Here is a 13,768-nt window from a genome sequence, read left to right as displayed (position 1 = left end):
GGAACGGACAGACGAACAGGACGAGTGCGCGGCGGCAGCGCCGCGTCACATCGGCCGTACGAAAAAATCAGAGCGCGCGCAGGCTGGTCAGCGCGGGTGCCTTCAGCGCTCCGCGCAGACCCAGCATGCCGGCGGCAAGCACGGCCAGCACGCTGAATGCGACGCCGGCCAGCGGCAGGCCGGCGGAGGGCAGATACGGGAGCTGAAAGGCCTGGCGGGCCAGCAGCATGGTCAGCACGAGAGCGCCGAATGCGGCGAGCACGCCAGCGAGAGCCCCGAGTATCGCAAATTCCGCGGCCAACGAGGCACGCAATTGCCGGTCGCGTGCGCCGAGGGTGCGCAGCACCGCCAGCTCGAAACGCCGCTCGTCGTGCGTGGACTCGATGGCTGCCAGCAGCACGACCACGCCAGCCAGCAGCGCGAAACCGAACACCACGCTGACTGCTGCCGACAGCTGGTCCATCAGCGCGCGGAACTGGCGCACCACGGCATCGACATCGACCGCGGTCAGATTGGGAAAGCGCGCCACCAGTTCGTTGGTGAAGCCGGCTGCCGTTGCCGGCAGATGGAAGGAGGTGATGTAGCTGGCCGGAAAGTCCTCCAGCACGCCGGGGGTCGCGACGACGAAGAAATTGACGTTCATCGAATCCCACTCCAGCTCGCGCAGGCTGCCGACCACCGCCTCGACCTGGCGGCCGGCGATATCGAAGCGCAAACGGTCACCAGGCGCGATGCCCAATGTGCGCGCCAGTCCGGCCTCGACCGAGAAGGCGGGCTTCGCGGCGTCCCAGTTGCCGGCGACGATGCGGTTGCCAACCTGTACGTGGTCGTCCCAGGACAGGTTGAATTCGCGCTCGACCAGCCGTTTGGCGCGCGCGTCGTCATAGTCGTCCGGCGACACCGCACGGCCGTTCAGCGCCACCAGGCGAGCGCGCGACATAGGCAGCAGCTGCGGCGGCGCCAGGCCGGCATCGGCGAACTGCGCGCGCACCGCGTCGAGCTGGTCGGGCTGGATGTTCAGCACGAAGCGGTTCGGTGCGTCGACCGGCAGCCGATTGCGCCAGGCATCGAGCAGATCGCCGCGCACGATGACCAGCAGCAGCACGGCGGTGAGGCCGAGACCGAGCGCGGCGATCTGCACCGTCGAGGCGACGCGCCGGCGGGTCAGGCTGGCCAGACCGTAGCGCCAGCCGCCGGCAGTGCCGCCGCGCAGCCGCGCCACCAGCGCCAGCGCGCCCCAGGCGACCGCCGCGTAAATGCCGCAGGCGGCCGCGAAGCCACCGACCACGACGGCGCCCAGCGTCAGGTCGCCGGCCATCAGCACGATCAGCGCCGACAGGCAGGCCAGGCCGAAACCGTAGGCGCCCCAGGACACGACGTCGGCATCGTCCCATTCGCGCCGCAACACGCGCAGCGTCGACACCCTGCGCAGGCGCAGCAGCTGCGGCCAGACGAAACCCAGCATCAAGGTCATGCCGACGGCGAAGCCGTACAGCACCGGCGTCAGTCCCGGCTGCGGCAGCGTGGTCGCGAACAGACCGGCCAGCAGCGCCTCGACGCCGAACTGCGTGACGTAGCCGACGACGCAGCCGAGCGCGCAGGCGAGCAGGCCGACCAGCACGAATTCGATCAGGAACAGCCGCGTCAGCCTCGCCTGCGTGGCGCCGAGGCAGCGCATCACGGCGCAGCCGTCGAGATGGCGCTGCATGTAGCGGCGCGCCGCAAGGCCGACCGCCACCGCGGCGAACACGACGGCCAGCATGGCCGCCAGACGCAGGAATTTCTGCGCCCGGTCGAGCGCGCCGCGCACCTCGGGCTGCGCCTCTTCGACGTTCTCGACGCGCTGGCCGCGCGCCAGCTGCGGCTTCAGCCAGGCGGCGTAGGCGCGCACCGCGGCATCCTCGCCGGCCACGTGCAACCGGTAGCTGATGCGGCTGCCTTCCTGTATCAGCCCGCTGGCCGGCAGGTCGGCCGCGTTGAGCATCAGCCGCGGCACGATGGCGAAGAAGCTCGCGCCGCGATCCGATTCGAAGGTGAGCACCGCGGCCACGCGCAGCTTGAGCTGGCCGACGCTGATCGTGTCGCCGCTGCGCACGCGCAGCGCGCTGGTTGCGCGCTCGTCCAGCCACACGGTGCCGGGCTCGGGTATCGCCCGCGTGTCGGCGTCCGGCGCATTCAGTTCGGGCGCGATGCGCAGCTTGCCGCGCAGCGGGTAGCCGTCGGCCACCGCCTTGACGCCGACCAGCTGGGCGCCGTCGGCGGCCGACGCCATGCTGGTGAAGCTCCAGCTACGGATCGCACGCAGACCGCGCGACTGCGCTTCATCGATGTAGGCGTCGGGCAGCGGGTTGTCGCCGGCCACGCGCAGATCGCCGCCGAGCAGCTGGTTCGCCTCGCTGACCACCGAACGCGACACGCGGTCGGTGAAGAAGGACACCGAGGTGAGTGCGGCCACCGCCAGCAGCAGCGCCAGGCCGAGCACGCGCAGCTCGCCGGCACGGAAGTCGCGCAGCGCCATGCGCGCAGCCAGAATCAGATCGGAGGTCATCGCTTCATTCTCTTTCTTGTCTTGTCCGGCGTCTGTCGATCGCTCCCGATACGACAGCCAGGTCGGGCACAATGCGCGCCTTGCGTTTCAGCCCGTATGGACACCCGATGTCGAAAAACGATCTCGACAGTTTTGTTTCCGCCGTCGCGGCCGGTGCACGGATTCCCGACCCCGCCAAGATGTTCAACCCGTGGGGCGATCACGACCCGTTGCACGACATCGATGCGGACGCGCCGCGCATCCGTGCCGACCACCTGCAGCGCTATCTGGCCGCCCGGCTCGGGCGTGCCCGCGTACTGCTGATCGCCGAAGCGCCGAGCTACAGCGGCGCCAAGTTCTCCGGCATGGCGATGACCAGCGAGCGTGACGTGCTGGCGGCCCACGCCGCCGGCCGCGGCAGCGACTATTTCGACGGCGGCTTCCAGCGCACCAGCCGCGTGCTGCCGCAGCTGAAGAACACCGAAGGCATGCTGGAGCGGACCGCCAGCATCGTCTGGGCCGCGATGGCCGGCAATGGCTGGGCACCGACCGACTTCGTGCTGTGGAACGCGGTCGCCTACCACCCGCACGAGACCGGCCGGCCGCTGACCAATCGTGCGCCCAGCGTGAGCGAGCGGCGCGCGCTGCGCCCGCTGCTGGAACAGTTCCTCGCCCTCTTCCCCGGCGTGCCGCGGCTGGCCATCGGCCGCATCTGCCAGCACAGCCTGGCCGACATGGGCATCGACGCGCTGCCGGCGCGGCATCCGAGCTACGGCGGCGCGCCGGAGTTCCGCGCCGCGGTGGCCGACCTGCGCGCCCGGCTTACTGCCTGATCAGCTTGACGAAACTGTCGGGCGGCGACTCGAAATTGCTGCGCCAGGGGTTGATGTCGAGCCCGCCGCGACGGGTGTAACAGGCGCACACGGTCAGCAGTTCGGGCTGGCAGCGCGCCATCACGTCCATGTAGATGCGTTCGACGCAGTGCTCGTGGAAATCGGCGTGATTGCGGAAGGACACGATGTAGCGCAACAGCCCGGCGCGGTCGATCTTCGGTCCGCGGTAGCGCAGTTGCAGCGACGCCCAGTCCGGCTGCAGCGTGACCGGGCAGTTGGACTTCAGCAGGTCGGAGCGCAGCGTTTCCTCGACCGTGTCGCCACTGGCGGACAGCAGCGCTGCGTCCGGCTGGTAGCGGTCGCAGACGATGTCCAGGCCGTCGATCGACTCGCCCACCATCTGCGTCTGCACCGGCGGCACGCCGTCCGGCGCATACATCTGCACCGTCACGCCGGACTGGCAGGCGGCCGACAGATCGGTCTCGATCAGCGCGCGCACCGCTTCCAGCGAACTCATGCGTTCGTTGTTGTAGCCGTTCAGGTAGAGCTTGAGCGACTTCGACTCGACGATGTGGCTGCTGTCGGCCGGAATGTCGAAGCGGCCGATCGCGACTTCAGGCTTGCCCTGCGGGTTGAGCCAGGAAATCTCCCAGGCGTGCCAGCGATCGACGCCGCCGAAGGGCAGCGTCTGCGAAGCGATGCCCAGCGCCGCGCGCGACGCCTCGCGCGGCATCGGGAACAGCAGGCCGGCGTCGTAACTGTCCGGATAGTCCGTCGCGTGGCCGAGGCCGGATCCGCTCGCAGGGTGCGTCATCACTGCCCCATCGCCGCGCGTATCAGCGCGGCCGCGTCGGTGTTGCCGGCCTTCATCGCCCAGTCGAGTGCGGTCTCGCCGTCGCGGCCGCGGATGCGCGCGTCGGCGCGTGCGGCCAGCAGCACCTTCACCGATTCGATATTGGCCTTGGCCGCCAGCATCAGCGCGGTGGCGCCGTTGGGCGCCGGCGCGTCGACCGGCGCACCGCGCGCGATCAGCGCCTTCAGCACCGCCGTGTGTCCCTGCATCGCCGCGTAGTGCAGCGCCGACCAGCCCTGGGTATTGACCGGATTGGCGCCAGCCTCGAGCAGCTGGTCGACCACGGCAACGTGGCCGTTGAAAGCGGCCACCGCCAGCGCGGTTTCGCCGACCGCGTTGACCGCCTCGACCTTGGCGCGGCGTGCCAGCAGCGCCTTGACGAGGTCGGTGTAGCCGTTGCGCGCAGCGATGATGAGCAGCGTCTCGCCACGCGGATCGACCGAATTCACGTCCAGGCCACGGTCGATGAAACTGGCCACCTTGCCGGTGTCGCCAAGGTTGGCGGCATTGATCAGGTCGTCGTACGCGGCTGCCGACACGCCACTGGCGCCGGCCAGACCGAGAACGAAACCAAGCAGTGCGATGCGCAGCGCCTTCATGCGGCCACCTCCTCGCGGCCGGCCAGACGCGCGGCGTCGTGGAACAGGCGGAAGAAGTTGTCGGTGGTGACGCGACCGACCTCCTCCACCGTCATGCCACGCACCTTCGCCAGTTCGGCGGCGACGTGCGGCACATAGGCCGGCTCATTCATCTTGCCGCGGTAGGGCACCGGCGCCAGATAGGGCGAATCGGTCTCGATCAGCATCGACGCCAGCGGGATGGCCTTGGCTACGTCGCGCAACTGCTGTGCGTTCTTGAAGGTGACGATGCCAGAGAAGGAAATGCAGAAGCCCATGTCGATCGCCGCTTCGGCCACTTCGAGCGTTTCGGTGAAGCAGTGCATGACGCCGCCTGCCTCGTGCGCGCGTTCCTCGCGCATGATGGCCAGCGTGTCCTCGGCCGACGAACGGGTGTGGATGATGAGCGGCTTGCCGCATTCGCGCGCGGCGCGGATGTGCGTGCGAAAGCGCTTGCGCTGCCATTCGAGGTCGCCGGTCAGGCGGAAGTAGTCGAGCCCGGTTTCACCGATGGCGACCACGCGCGGATGGACGGACATGTCGACCAGCTGCGCCACGTCCGGCTCGGTCACGTCCTCGTAATCGGGGTGCACGCCGAGCGAGGCGAACACGTTGGCGTGTCGCTCGGCCATGCCGGTGACGCGCGGCCACTGTTCGATATTGACCGACACGCACAGTGCGTGGCTGACCTGCTGCGCCAGCATATTGGCGAGCACTTCGTCCTCGCGCGCGGCGAGGTCGGGGAAATCGATGTGGCAGTGTGAGTCGATGAACATAAAAAACGTTGTGGATCAATACTGAATCAGAGCGTGTGGGTCTGTCGCGACGAACCGAGGTAGCCGCCGACCACCTGTTCGATCTTGGCCCGCGCCGACTTGCTGCTTTCGTCCTCGCCGAAGCGCAGGCCTATGCCCTGCTGCTTGCCGCCCTGCGCGTCGGCCGGCGTCACCCAGGCGACCGTGCCCTGGATGGGCAGCTTGGCCGGATCTTCCATCAGCTGCAGCAGCAGGAACACTTCGTCGCCCAGACGGTAGGCGCGGTTGGTCGGCAGGAAGATGCCGCCGCCCTTCAGGAAAGGCATGTAGGCCGCATAGAGCACCGATTTCGACGTCACCGCCAGCGACAGCACGCTGCGCCGGTTACCCGACTGGATATGCGGATCGCTCATGACAGCCTCCCTTTTCGTGCGCTCAACGTTGCGACCGGAACAGACGGGCGTAACGGATGAGCATGTCTTCGAGGAACAGGCGCGCATTCAGCGGGTGATGCGCCAGTGCCCGCACCTTCAGCAATTCATTGTACCCACGCAGGACAGTGCCCACGTCGCTGCGTTCCGCCAGCTGCCCGAGCTGGGCGCGTCGGCCGACGAATACCCGCGGCTCGCCGGCCTGCGCCAGCAGCACGAGGTCGGCCAGCCAGCGCTGCAGCCAGGTGACCAGCGTCGGCAGATCGGTCAGGCCCGGTTCGCCCTTCTTGCGCCCCTTGAGCCAGCCGTCCCAGCGCGCGGCGACTTCCAGCGGCGCGCTCAGCGCGTGCTTCGATACATCATCGACAAACTGGGCCTGGATTTGAGCATCCTTCGAACTGGCGAGGTCGCGCGCATGCAGTGGCGAGCCTGCGCACAGCGCCAGCGCATCCCCGGCATCGCGCACGCCCTGGGCTGCAAGCCAGGCCAGCGACTGTTCGATGGGCGGCTGCTGGAAGGACAGCACGCGGGTGCGGCTGCGTATCGTCGGCAGCAGTTTTCGAGGATGGTCAGTTATAAGTAAAAACAAAGTCTTGGGTGGCGGCTCTTCAAGTGATTTGAGAAGAGCGTTCGCGGCGTCGACGTTCATCGCTTCGGCCGGATACAGCAGCACTACGCGATAGCCGCCCTGGTGCGAGCCAACGCCCAGACGATCGGTCACCGCCCGCACCTGGGCAATGCGGATCAGTTTCGATTTCGCCTTGCCGTCGCCGTCGTCGGACGCCGCGTCGTCACCCTCTTCGGCCTCGTCGTCGAGCGCCTCCGGCCGCACGACCAGCCAGTCCGGGTGGTTGTCGGTGGCGATCAACCGGCAGGACGCGCATTCGCCGCAGGCTGCCTGTTCGCCGCGCGCCCGCTCGCACAGCATGCGCGCCGCCAGCGCCTCGGCGAATTCGCGCTTGCCCAGGCCGGCCGGCCCGGCCAGCAGCAGCGCGTGCGGCATCCGTTCGGCCAGCGCCATCAACTGCGACCACTGCGGTTTGCACCAGTCGTAAATCATTCAGGAACAGTACCTTGAAAGAATTTCTTCAAGTTGAATGGAAACTTCTTCCGGGGTCCGCGCGGCGTCGAGCACCTGCACGCGTCGCGGGTCGGCCTTGGCGCGCGCGAGGTAGGCGGCACGCACCCGGTTGAAGAAATCCGACTGTTCGCGCTCGAAGCGGTCCGGGTCGCCACCGCTGGCCGCCAGTCTTTGCGCCGCCACCTCGCAGGGCAGATCGAAAAGCAGCGTGAGTCCGGGCTGCAGACCGCGCTGTACCCAGGTTTCGAGCGCTTCGAGCCGCGCCGTGTCCAGCCCGCGACCGCCGCCCTGGTAGGCGAAGCTGGCGTCGGTGAAGCGGTCGCACAGCACCCATTCCCCGCGCGCCAGCGCGGGTTCGATCACCTGCGCAAGGTGTTCGCGGCGGGCGGCAAACATCAGCAGGGCTTCGGTATCCGGGTGCATGGCCTGGTGCAGCAGCAGCGCGCGCAGCGACTCGCCCAGCGGAGTACCGCCCGGTTCGCGGGTCAGCAGCACCGCATGACCGCGTGCGCGCAGCCAGTCGGCGGTGCGGGCGATCTGCGTGCTCTTGCCTGCACCGTCCATGCCTTCGAAGGTGATGAAGCGGGTGTTGTGCATCGGGTTCGGATGAATGGGAATGATGGGTGACAGCCGGCTTCAGTTGCGTGCAGCGCGCGCCGGCCGCCGCTGGTAGCGATCGACCGCGCTGTTGTGCTCGGCCAGCGTCTTCGAGAACACGCTGCTGCCGTCGCCGCGCGCGACGAAGTAATAGTAACGGGTGGGCGCCGGATTCAACGCCGCTTCGATCGATGCGCGCCCGGGCGCGGCAATCGGCGTCGGCGGCAGGCCGCGCCGCAGATAGGTGTTGTAGGGGCCGTCGGTCTGCAAGTGCGCGCGCGTCAGATTGCCGTCGAAGCGCTCGCCCAGCCCGTAGATCACGGTGGGGTCGGTCTGCAGCGGCATGCCGGCACGCAGCCGGTTCACGAATACCGACGCCACCTTGTCGCGATCGGCCGCGGCGCCGGTTTCCTTCTCGACGATGGACGCCATGATCAGCGCGTCCTGCAGCGAGGCGTAGGGCAGATCGGGCGCGCGCGCTGCCCAGGCCTGTTCCAGTTGCGCGCGCATCGCATGATGGGCGCGCTTCAGTATCGACAGGTCACTGTCGCCGGCGGCAAACAGATAGGTGTCCGGAAAGAACCAGCCCTCGACGAAAGTGGCGTCGCTGCCGAGCTGGGCCAGCAGTTCGGCGTCGGACAGCGCGGCGACGTCCTGCTTCAGGTCGGGACTGGCGGCCAGCGCAGTGCGGATCTGCTTCAGGGTCCAGCCCTCGATGAAGCGTACCTCGCGCATGCTCACATCGCCGCGCGTCATCATGCCCAACAGTTCGAGCGGCGTGACGCCGCTGTTGAAGGCATAGCTGCCGGCCTGCAGCCGGGTGCCATCGACCGCGACGCGGCCGATCAGGCCGAGCAGGCGGCCATCGACCGGAACGCCCGCCGCCTCGATCTGGCGCGCCGCCTGGCGCAGCGCGGTACCCGGGCGCAGCGTGTATTCGACGGCATCGCCGCTCCAGTGCAGCGGGCGCTGCGCGTACCAGACCAGTGCGGCACCGATCAACGCGGCGACTACAGCCAGAAGAAGGAACAGACGGACAAGCAGACGGGTCATGCGAAAGAGGGGGGAACGCGCAGGCAGCACGCGCGGCCCCGTATGTTAACCTTTTCGGCAATCTCTCCTGCCTACGGATTTCGCAACATCATGATGCTTGACGACCTCATCCCCTCCGGCACTGCAGCCGACGACGGCCAGTTCCCCGCCATGCAGGACGCCGCCGCCGAAATGCGCGCCGCGCAGCAGGGCACGGTGCTGGTGCCGCTGACCCATCTCGCCCGGCTGCGCGCCGACGGCGAGGACGCCGCCACCTTCCTGCACAACCTGATGACCAACGACGTCAAGGGCCTGCCGGTCGACGGCGTGCGCAGCGCCGGTTTCTGCACCGCCAAGGGGCGTCTGCTCGCCACCTTCACGATGTGGCGCGACGGCGACGCGACGGTGCTGCAGTTGCCGCGTGCGTTGGCAGAGGCGATGCGCAAGAAGCTGTCGATGTACATCCTGCGCTCCAAGGCCACGCTGACCGACGCAACCGGGGCGACGCCCGCGCTCGGACTGGCCGGCTGCGACGCCGAAGCCGCACTGCAGGCGGCCGGCCTGCCGGTTCCGGCGGCACCGATGACACAGGCGGCGGCCGATGGCGTGCGGGTGCTGCGCCTGGCAAACGACCGCTTCGAGATCGTGCTGCCGGCCGACCGCCTCGACGCGGTCTGGAGTGTGCTGTCCAGCCGCGCCACACCTGCCGGCACACCGACCTGGCGCTGGTTCGACATCCGCGACGGTCTGGTCAGCGTATGGCCGGGTACGCAGGAAGAATTCGTGCCGCAGATGGTCAATTTCGAACTGACCGGCGGCGTCAGTTTCAAGAAAGGCTGCTACCCCGGGCAGGAGATCGTCGCCCGCACGCAATACCTCGGCAAGCTGAAGCGCCGCATGTACCGCGCGAGCGCCGACTGTCCGCCACCGGCAGCCGGCACGCCGGTACACGGCGTGGACACGAACGGACAGGCTTGCGGCGTGGTGGTCGATGCGGTCGCGCTGCCGGACGGCGGCTGCGATCTGCTCGCCGTGGTCCAGATGTCGAGCACAGAGGCCGGCGAGGTGCGCATCGGCGGTCTGGACGGGCCGGTGCTGCGCTTCACCGCCCTGCCCTACGCGCTCGGCGAATGACGGTGCGCATCGACTACTACATCTACTACCGCATCGACACCACCCGGGAGGCGGCCCTGCTGGCCGCATTGAGCGCCATGCAGACCTCGCTGCAGGCGGCCACCGGCATCGCCGGCCGCGTGCGCCGCCGGCTGGACGATGCGCAGACCTGGATGGAAGTGTATGAAGGCGTGAACAATCAAAGGCTGTTCGAGCTGGAACTGGGCTGCCACGTGCAGAGCCACGGCCTGCACGACTTCCTGGCGCCGGACAGCGTGCGTCATCTCGAACGCTTCCGCGCCGCCTGACGGACGCCGCAGCCCATGTGTCTCATCGTGCTCGGCTGGAAGCAGCAGCCGGACTGCCCTCTGATCGTGGCCGCCAATCGCGACGAGTTCCACCGTCGTCCGACGGCCGCGCTCGACTTCTGGCCGGATGCGCCACAGGTGCTGGCCGGGCGCGACCTGCAGTCGGGCGGCAGCTGGATGGGCGTGAGCCGCTCTGGCCGCTTCGCTGCCCTGACCAACTACCGCGATCCGTCGACGCAGCGCGCAGATACCCGCTCGCGCGGCGAACTGGTTGCCAGGTTCCTGACTGGCCGGCAGACCGCCAACGACTACGCCCGCCAGACCTGCAGCGAAGCAGGCGCCTACAACGGCTTCAATCTGCTGCTGTGCGACGGCGACACGCTGGTGTGGGTCGGCCACCGCCACGGTGACGAAGCGCAGTGGCGCGTGCTCGACGACGGCATCCATGCGCTGTCCAACCACCTTCCGGGCACGCCCTGGCCCAAGCTGCTGCGCGCCCGCGACGGCTTTGCGCGGGCACTTGCGCAGGAGGACGCCGAAGCGCGTCAGGAGGCACTTTTCGACACGCTGCGTGACGACACGCCGGCCCCTGACGCCGACCTGCCGGACACCGGTGTCGGTCTTGAATGGGAGCGCCGCCTGTCACCGGTCTTCATTGCCGGCGAGGACTACGGCACCCGGTCGAGCACCGTGCTGACAATGTGCCGCAGCCGTATCGACGTCGAGGAGCGCTGCTACGGCCCGGGCGGACGCGCGGACGACAGACGCCGCATCGCCATCGATCGCTGAACGCTCGCGGACACCGGCGGTCAGTCAAGTTTGAAGGCAGAATGCCGACAACAGGCCGACACTGCCCGCCGTCGCCTCCACCCCCTCCAACCCTGCAGCAGCGGCGGGTGAAATGATGATTGGCAGCACTCCGCTACGGACACGTGCAGCATGACTTCCACGATCGCAGCCCCACTACCGCCCGACGAACACGAACGCCTGCAGGCGCTGCAGGCCTGCCGGCTGCTCGACACGCCGCCCGAACCGGCGTTCGACGATCTCGCGCGCATCGCCTCGCAGCTCTGCGGCACCCCGATCGCGCTGGTCAGCCTGGTCGACCAGGACCGCCAATGGTTCAAGTCGCGCATCGGCCTCGACGCCACCGAAACACCGCGTGAACAGGCCTTCTGCGCACACGCCATCCTGCAGCACGAGGTGCTGGTGGTGCCGGACGCGACGATGGACGCGCGTTTTCGCGACAACCCGCTGGTCACTGGCGGGCCGGGCATCCGCTTCTACGCCGGCGCGCCGCTCGAAGTCGCCGATGGCCGGCGCATCGGCACGCTGTGCGTCATCGACACCGTGGCACACGAGCTCGGCGCCGCGCAGCGCGAAGCGCTGGCCGCGCTGGCACGGCAGGTGGTCGCGCAGATCGAACTGCGCCTGCACGTGAGCGAACTGCAGGCTGCACACGAGCGGCAGAACCTGTTCGAACGGCAGTTGCAGCGTTTCAACGCTGAAATGAAGGCGCTGGTCGACCATCGCACCGTCGAACTGAAGGCGGAGCGAGACCGCGCCGAGCTGTACTTCGACATCGCCGGCAACATGATGGTGGTTGCGGACAACGACGGCCGCATCGTGCGCGCCAACCGGATGGCGGCCGAGGTACTTGGCCGCCCCGGCAGCAGCCTGCCCGGACGCGACTGGTTCGAGCTGTGCTTCCCGGAAAACGAGCGTGCCGATGCGCGCGCCTTCTTCGCTCAGCTGGTCAGTGGCGAACGCGACGCGGCGCGCCGCTTCCGCGGCCACGTGCTGACGGCCGACGGTCAGTTGCGCGTCGTGTCCTGGCACACCACGCGGCTGCACGACGAACAGGGCGTGACCACCGGCCTGCTCGGCGTTGGTGAGGACATCACGGCGCGGCTGCAGGCGGAGGAACATCTGCAGCGCACGCTCGCCGAACTCGAACGCAGCAATATCGCGCTGCAGCAGTTCGTGCATGTCGCTTCGCACGATCTGCGCGAACCGATCAACTCCATCCTGAACTTCGCCAAGCTGCTCCGGCGTGACGCCAACGAGGCAGATGCCACGCGACGCGAGCGCTACGTGGACTTCATCGTGCGCGGCGGCGAACGGCTGCGGGCGCTGGTGGACGACCTGCTCGCCTTCGTCCGGCTCGATGCGACCGAGGCGCGGATGGACGCGGTCAATCTGGCCGAACTGGTCGAGGACACGCGCCAGTCGCTGGCCGCCGCGATCGCTCGCAGCGGCGCGACGATACGCGTCACACCGCTGCCGGTCATTCGCGGCGACCGCAGCCTGCTGGGCCTGCTGCTGCAGAACGTGATCGACAACGCGCTGAAGTTTCACGCACCCGGCGAGCCGCCGGAAGTCGATATCGCTTACGCCGTGGTCGACGACGAACTGCATGTGTCGGTGCGCGACAAGGGCATAGGCATCGCGCCGGAGTTCCAGGAACGCATCTTCGAGGCCTTCCAGCGGCTGCACGCGCAGGCGGAGTACGAGGGCACCGGCCTCGGACTTGCGCTGAGCCGACGCATCGCCGACATGCACCACGGCCGCATCTTCGTCGAGTCGCAGCCCGGCGCTGGCAGCCGCTTCGTGCTGGCATTGCCCGCGAGCTGCCGCATCGGTATCACCTCGCACGCGATGCAGCGGACGGAGATAGCGTGATGCACATATGCCTGATCGGACGCTCGCCATGCCGATGACAGCCCCTTCCATCGAAACTGACGCCACCCCGCGGCCCGTCGCCGCATCTGCGCGCGCGCCTCGACACTGTATGCGCGGCGCCGATCAACCGGGGTTTGCACGATGACGACTGCAGCGCTGCGCACCGTGATGCTGATCGACGACAACGACGCCGACAATTTCTTTCACGGCATGATGATCGAGCGCTCCGGTCTGGCGACTGAGCTGCTGGTGTTCGAGTGGGCGGAAAAGGCATTGGAGTGGTTTCAGGCGCACCCGGGACACGCGGTCGACCTCATCCTGCTCGACATCAACATGCCGCGCATGAACGGCTTCGAGTTTCTCGAACAGTTCCACCGGCTGCCCACGGCGCAACAGGCGGATGCCCGCGTCTGCATGCTCAGTTCGTCACCGCTGGAAGCCGACCGCGACCGCGCCTTCACCTTCCCGCGCGTGACCGACTTCATCGTCAAGCCGCTGGGGGACGACTTCCTGTCTCAGCTGACCAGGGCCCTCGACATCCGGCGGTGAGCGATACCGGCCTCGTCGAATACCGGCCCGTCGGCAACGAAACCCTGCCCCTCGTAGAAGCGCAGCGCGTGCGTCTGCGCGTGCAGCACCACCTCGCGCACGCCGCGCCGCTGCGCCTCAGCGAGCAAAGCCTGCAGCAGCGCCCGGCCGATCCCTCTTGAGCGGTGCGGCGCGCGCACGGCCATGCGGCCGATGTGGCCGTCCGGCAACAGGCGCCCACAACCGACCGGGTGGCCGTCGAGCAGCGCCAGCGCATGCACGCTGGTGGCGTCTTCGGCGTCCCACTCCATCTCTTCCGGAACCTGCTGTTCGACGATGAACACTTCGCGCCGTATCGCCTCGAGTGCCGGCGCCATCGACGCCCAGTCACCCAGTTCGACGTTCAGCACG

At 68.3% G+C, this 13,768-nt stretch carries 15 protein-coding genes; 6 read left to right on the top strand and 9 right to left on the bottom strand.

The features are described from left to right. Positions 1 to 67: 67 nt before the first annotated feature. Positions 68 to 2,548 carry an ABC transporter permease gene (locus tag METRZ18153_RS0109350; protein ID WP_020164488.1) on the bottom strand — a complete coding sequence of 827 codons (2,481 nt, stop codon included), beginning with the start codon at positions 2,546 to 2,548 and terminating at the stop codon, positions 68 to 70. A gap of 107 nt (positions 2,549 to 2,655) precedes the next feature. Here METRZ18153_RS0109350 and METRZ18153_RS0109345 point away from each other — a divergent pair, with 107 nt between their 5' ends. Then, positions 2,656 to 3,360, top strand: a complete 705-nt coding sequence (locus tag METRZ18153_RS0109345) for a uracil-DNA glycosylase (protein ID WP_020164487.1) — start codon at positions 2,656 to 2,658, stop codon at positions 3,358 to 3,360. Here the strand turns inward: METRZ18153_RS0109345 and queF are convergent. The 7 genes from queF to mltG are packed head-to-tail and all read right to left on the bottom strand — an operon-like array spanning position 3,350 to position 8,747. Then, entirely contained in the window at positions 3,350 to 4,174 is an 825-nt protein-coding gene (queF, locus tag METRZ18153_RS0109340; RefSeq protein WP_020164486.1) for an NADPH-dependent 7-cyano-7-deazaguanine reductase QueF, read from the bottom strand. The genes METRZ18153_RS0109345 and queF overlap by 11 nt on opposite strands. Further along, positions 4,174 to 4,812, bottom strand: coding sequence for an ankyrin repeat domain-containing protein (locus METRZ18153_RS0109335; protein ID WP_020164485.1), 639 nt, complete (start codon positions 4,810 to 4,812; stop codon positions 4,174 to 4,176). The genes queF and METRZ18153_RS0109335 overlap by 1 nt, the downstream gene beginning before the upstream one ends. Next, positions 4,809 to 5,606, bottom strand: coding sequence for a TatD family hydrolase (locus METRZ18153_RS0109330; RefSeq protein WP_020164484.1), 798 nt, complete (start codon positions 5,604 to 5,606; stop codon positions 4,809 to 4,811). Before METRZ18153_RS0109330 ends, METRZ18153_RS0109335 begins: the two co-directional genes overlap by 4 nt. Positions 5,607 to 5,632: 26 nt before the next feature. Continuing rightward, positions 5,633 to 5,998 (bottom strand): PilZ domain-containing protein, encoded by a 366-nt coding sequence (locus METRZ18153_RS0109325; protein WP_020164483.1) that lies wholly within the window; start codon positions 5,996 to 5,998, stop codon positions 5,633 to 5,635. A gap of 22 nt (positions 5,999 to 6,020) precedes the next feature. Further along, positions 6,021 to 7,076, bottom strand: a complete 1,056-nt coding sequence (holB, locus tag METRZ18153_RS0109320) for a DNA polymerase III subunit delta' (RefSeq protein WP_020164482.1) — start codon at positions 7,074 to 7,076, stop codon at positions 6,021 to 6,023. Then, on the bottom strand, positions 7,077 to 7,694 hold the full coding sequence (tmk, locus tag METRZ18153_RS0109315) for a dTMP kinase (protein ID WP_020164481.1): 618 nt from the start codon (positions 7,692 to 7,694) through the stop codon (positions 7,077 to 7,079). It abuts the gene before it with no gap. Positions 7,695 to 7,733: 39 nt separating this feature from the next. Next, positions 7,734 to 8,747 carry an endolytic transglycosylase MltG gene (mltG, locus tag METRZ18153_RS0109310; RefSeq protein WP_020164480.1) on the bottom strand — a complete coding sequence of 338 codons (1,014 nt, stop codon included), beginning with the start codon at positions 8,745 to 8,747 and terminating at the stop codon, positions 7,734 to 7,736. A 90-nt stretch (positions 8,748 to 8,837) separates the two neighbouring features. On the opposite strand from mltG, the gene ygfZ reads away from it, so the two are divergent. The 5 genes from ygfZ to METRZ18153_RS0109285 all read left to right on the top strand — a co-directional run bounded on the left by ygfZ (position 8,838) and on the right by METRZ18153_RS0109285 (position 13,378). After that, the gene (gene ygfZ, locus METRZ18153_RS0109305; protein ID WP_020164479.1) at positions 8,838 to 9,860 is read left to right on the top strand and encodes a CAF17-like 4Fe-4S cluster assembly/insertion protein YgfZ; all 1,023 of its coding nucleotides are present in this window, start codon (positions 8,838 to 8,840) and stop codon (positions 9,858 to 9,860) included. Further along, positions 9,857 to 10,147, top strand: a complete 291-nt coding sequence (locus tag METRZ18153_RS0109300) for a DUF4936 family protein (RefSeq protein ID WP_020164478.1) — start codon at positions 9,857 to 9,859, stop codon at positions 10,145 to 10,147. The genes ygfZ and METRZ18153_RS0109300 overlap by 4 nt, the downstream gene beginning before the upstream one ends. Before the next feature lie 15 nt (positions 10,148 to 10,162). Further along, a complete protein-coding gene (locus METRZ18153_RS0109295; protein ID WP_020164477.1) occupies positions 10,163 to 10,936 on the top strand; it encodes an NRDE family protein in 774 nt (257 codons plus the stop codon). A 150-nt stretch (positions 10,937 to 11,086) separates the two neighbouring features. Then, positions 11,087 to 12,829 (top strand): sensor histidine kinase, encoded by a 1,743-nt coding sequence (locus METRZ18153_RS0109290; RefSeq protein WP_020164476.1) that lies wholly within the window; start codon positions 11,087 to 11,089, stop codon positions 12,827 to 12,829. A gap of 141 nt (positions 12,830 to 12,970) precedes the next feature. After that, positions 12,971 to 13,378: a response regulator gene (locus METRZ18153_RS0109285; RefSeq protein WP_020164475.1), complete on the top strand. Its 408-nt coding sequence runs from the start codon at positions 12,971 to 12,973 to the stop codon at positions 13,376 to 13,378. Here the strand turns inward: METRZ18153_RS0109285 and METRZ18153_RS0109280 are convergent. After that, on the bottom strand, positions 13,345 to 13,767 hold the full coding sequence (locus METRZ18153_RS0109280) for a GNAT family N-acetyltransferase (RefSeq protein ID WP_020164474.1): 423 nt from the start codon (positions 13,765 to 13,767) through the stop codon (positions 13,345 to 13,347). The genes METRZ18153_RS0109285 and METRZ18153_RS0109280 overlap by 34 nt on opposite strands. Position 13,768: the final 1 nt, after the last annotated feature.

The sequence above is a fragment of the Methyloversatilis discipulorum genome (genome assembly GCF_000385375.1).
In the GTDB taxonomy this organism is placed as follows: domain Bacteria; phylum Pseudomonadota; class Gammaproteobacteria; order Burkholderiales; family Rhodocyclaceae; genus Methyloversatilis; species Methyloversatilis discipulorum_A.
The sequence above is the reverse complement of the archived record's forward strand: the minus strand, read 5'-3'. Positions and strand labels throughout refer to the sequence as shown.

Coding starts and splice junctions, on each gene's coding strand:
- METRZ18153_RS0109350 (WP_020164488.1), bottom strand. CDS start 2,548: ATGACCTCCGATCTGATTCTGGCTGCGCGCATGGCGCTGCGCGACTTC.
- METRZ18153_RS0109345 (WP_020164487.1), top strand. CDS start 2,656: ATGTCGAAAAACGATCTCGACAGTTTTGTTTCCGCCGTCGCGGCCGGT.
- queF (WP_020164486.1), bottom strand. CDS start 4,174: ATGACGCACCCTGCGAGCGGATCCGGCCTCGGCCACGCGACGGACTAT.
- METRZ18153_RS0109335 (WP_020164485.1), bottom strand. CDS start 4,812: ATGAAGGCGCTGCGCATCGCACTGCTTGGTTTCGTTCTCGGTCTGGCC.
- METRZ18153_RS0109330 (WP_020164484.1), bottom strand. CDS start 5,606: ATGTTCATCGACTCACACTGCCACATCGATTTCCCCGACCTCGCCGCG.
- METRZ18153_RS0109325 (WP_020164483.1), bottom strand. CDS start 5,998: ATGAGCGATCCGCATATCCAGTCGGGTAACCGGCGCAGCGTGCTGTCG.
- holB (WP_020164482.1), bottom strand. CDS start 7,076: ATGATTTACGACTGGTGCAAACCGCAGTGGTCGCAGTTGATGGCGCTG.
- tmk (WP_020164481.1), bottom strand. CDS start 7,694: ATGCACAACACCCGCTTCATCACCTTCGAAGGCATGGACGGTGCAGGC.
- mltG (WP_020164480.1), bottom strand. CDS start 8,747: ATGACCCGTCTGCTTGTCCGTCTGTTCCTTCTTCTGGCTGTAGTCGCC.
- ygfZ (WP_020164479.1), top strand. CDS start 8,838: ATGATGCTTGACGACCTCATCCCCTCCGGCACTGCAGCCGACGACGGC.
- METRZ18153_RS0109300 (WP_020164478.1), top strand. CDS start 9,857: ATGACGGTGCGCATCGACTACTACATCTACTACCGCATCGACACCACC.
- METRZ18153_RS0109295 (WP_020164477.1), top strand. CDS start 10,163: ATGTGTCTCATCGTGCTCGGCTGGAAGCAGCAGCCGGACTGCCCTCTG.
- METRZ18153_RS0109290 (WP_020164476.1), top strand. CDS start 11,087: ATGACTTCCACGATCGCAGCCCCACTACCGCCCGACGAACACGAACGC.
- METRZ18153_RS0109285 (WP_020164475.1), top strand. CDS start 12,971: ATGACGACTGCAGCGCTGCGCACCGTGATGCTGATCGACGACAACGAC.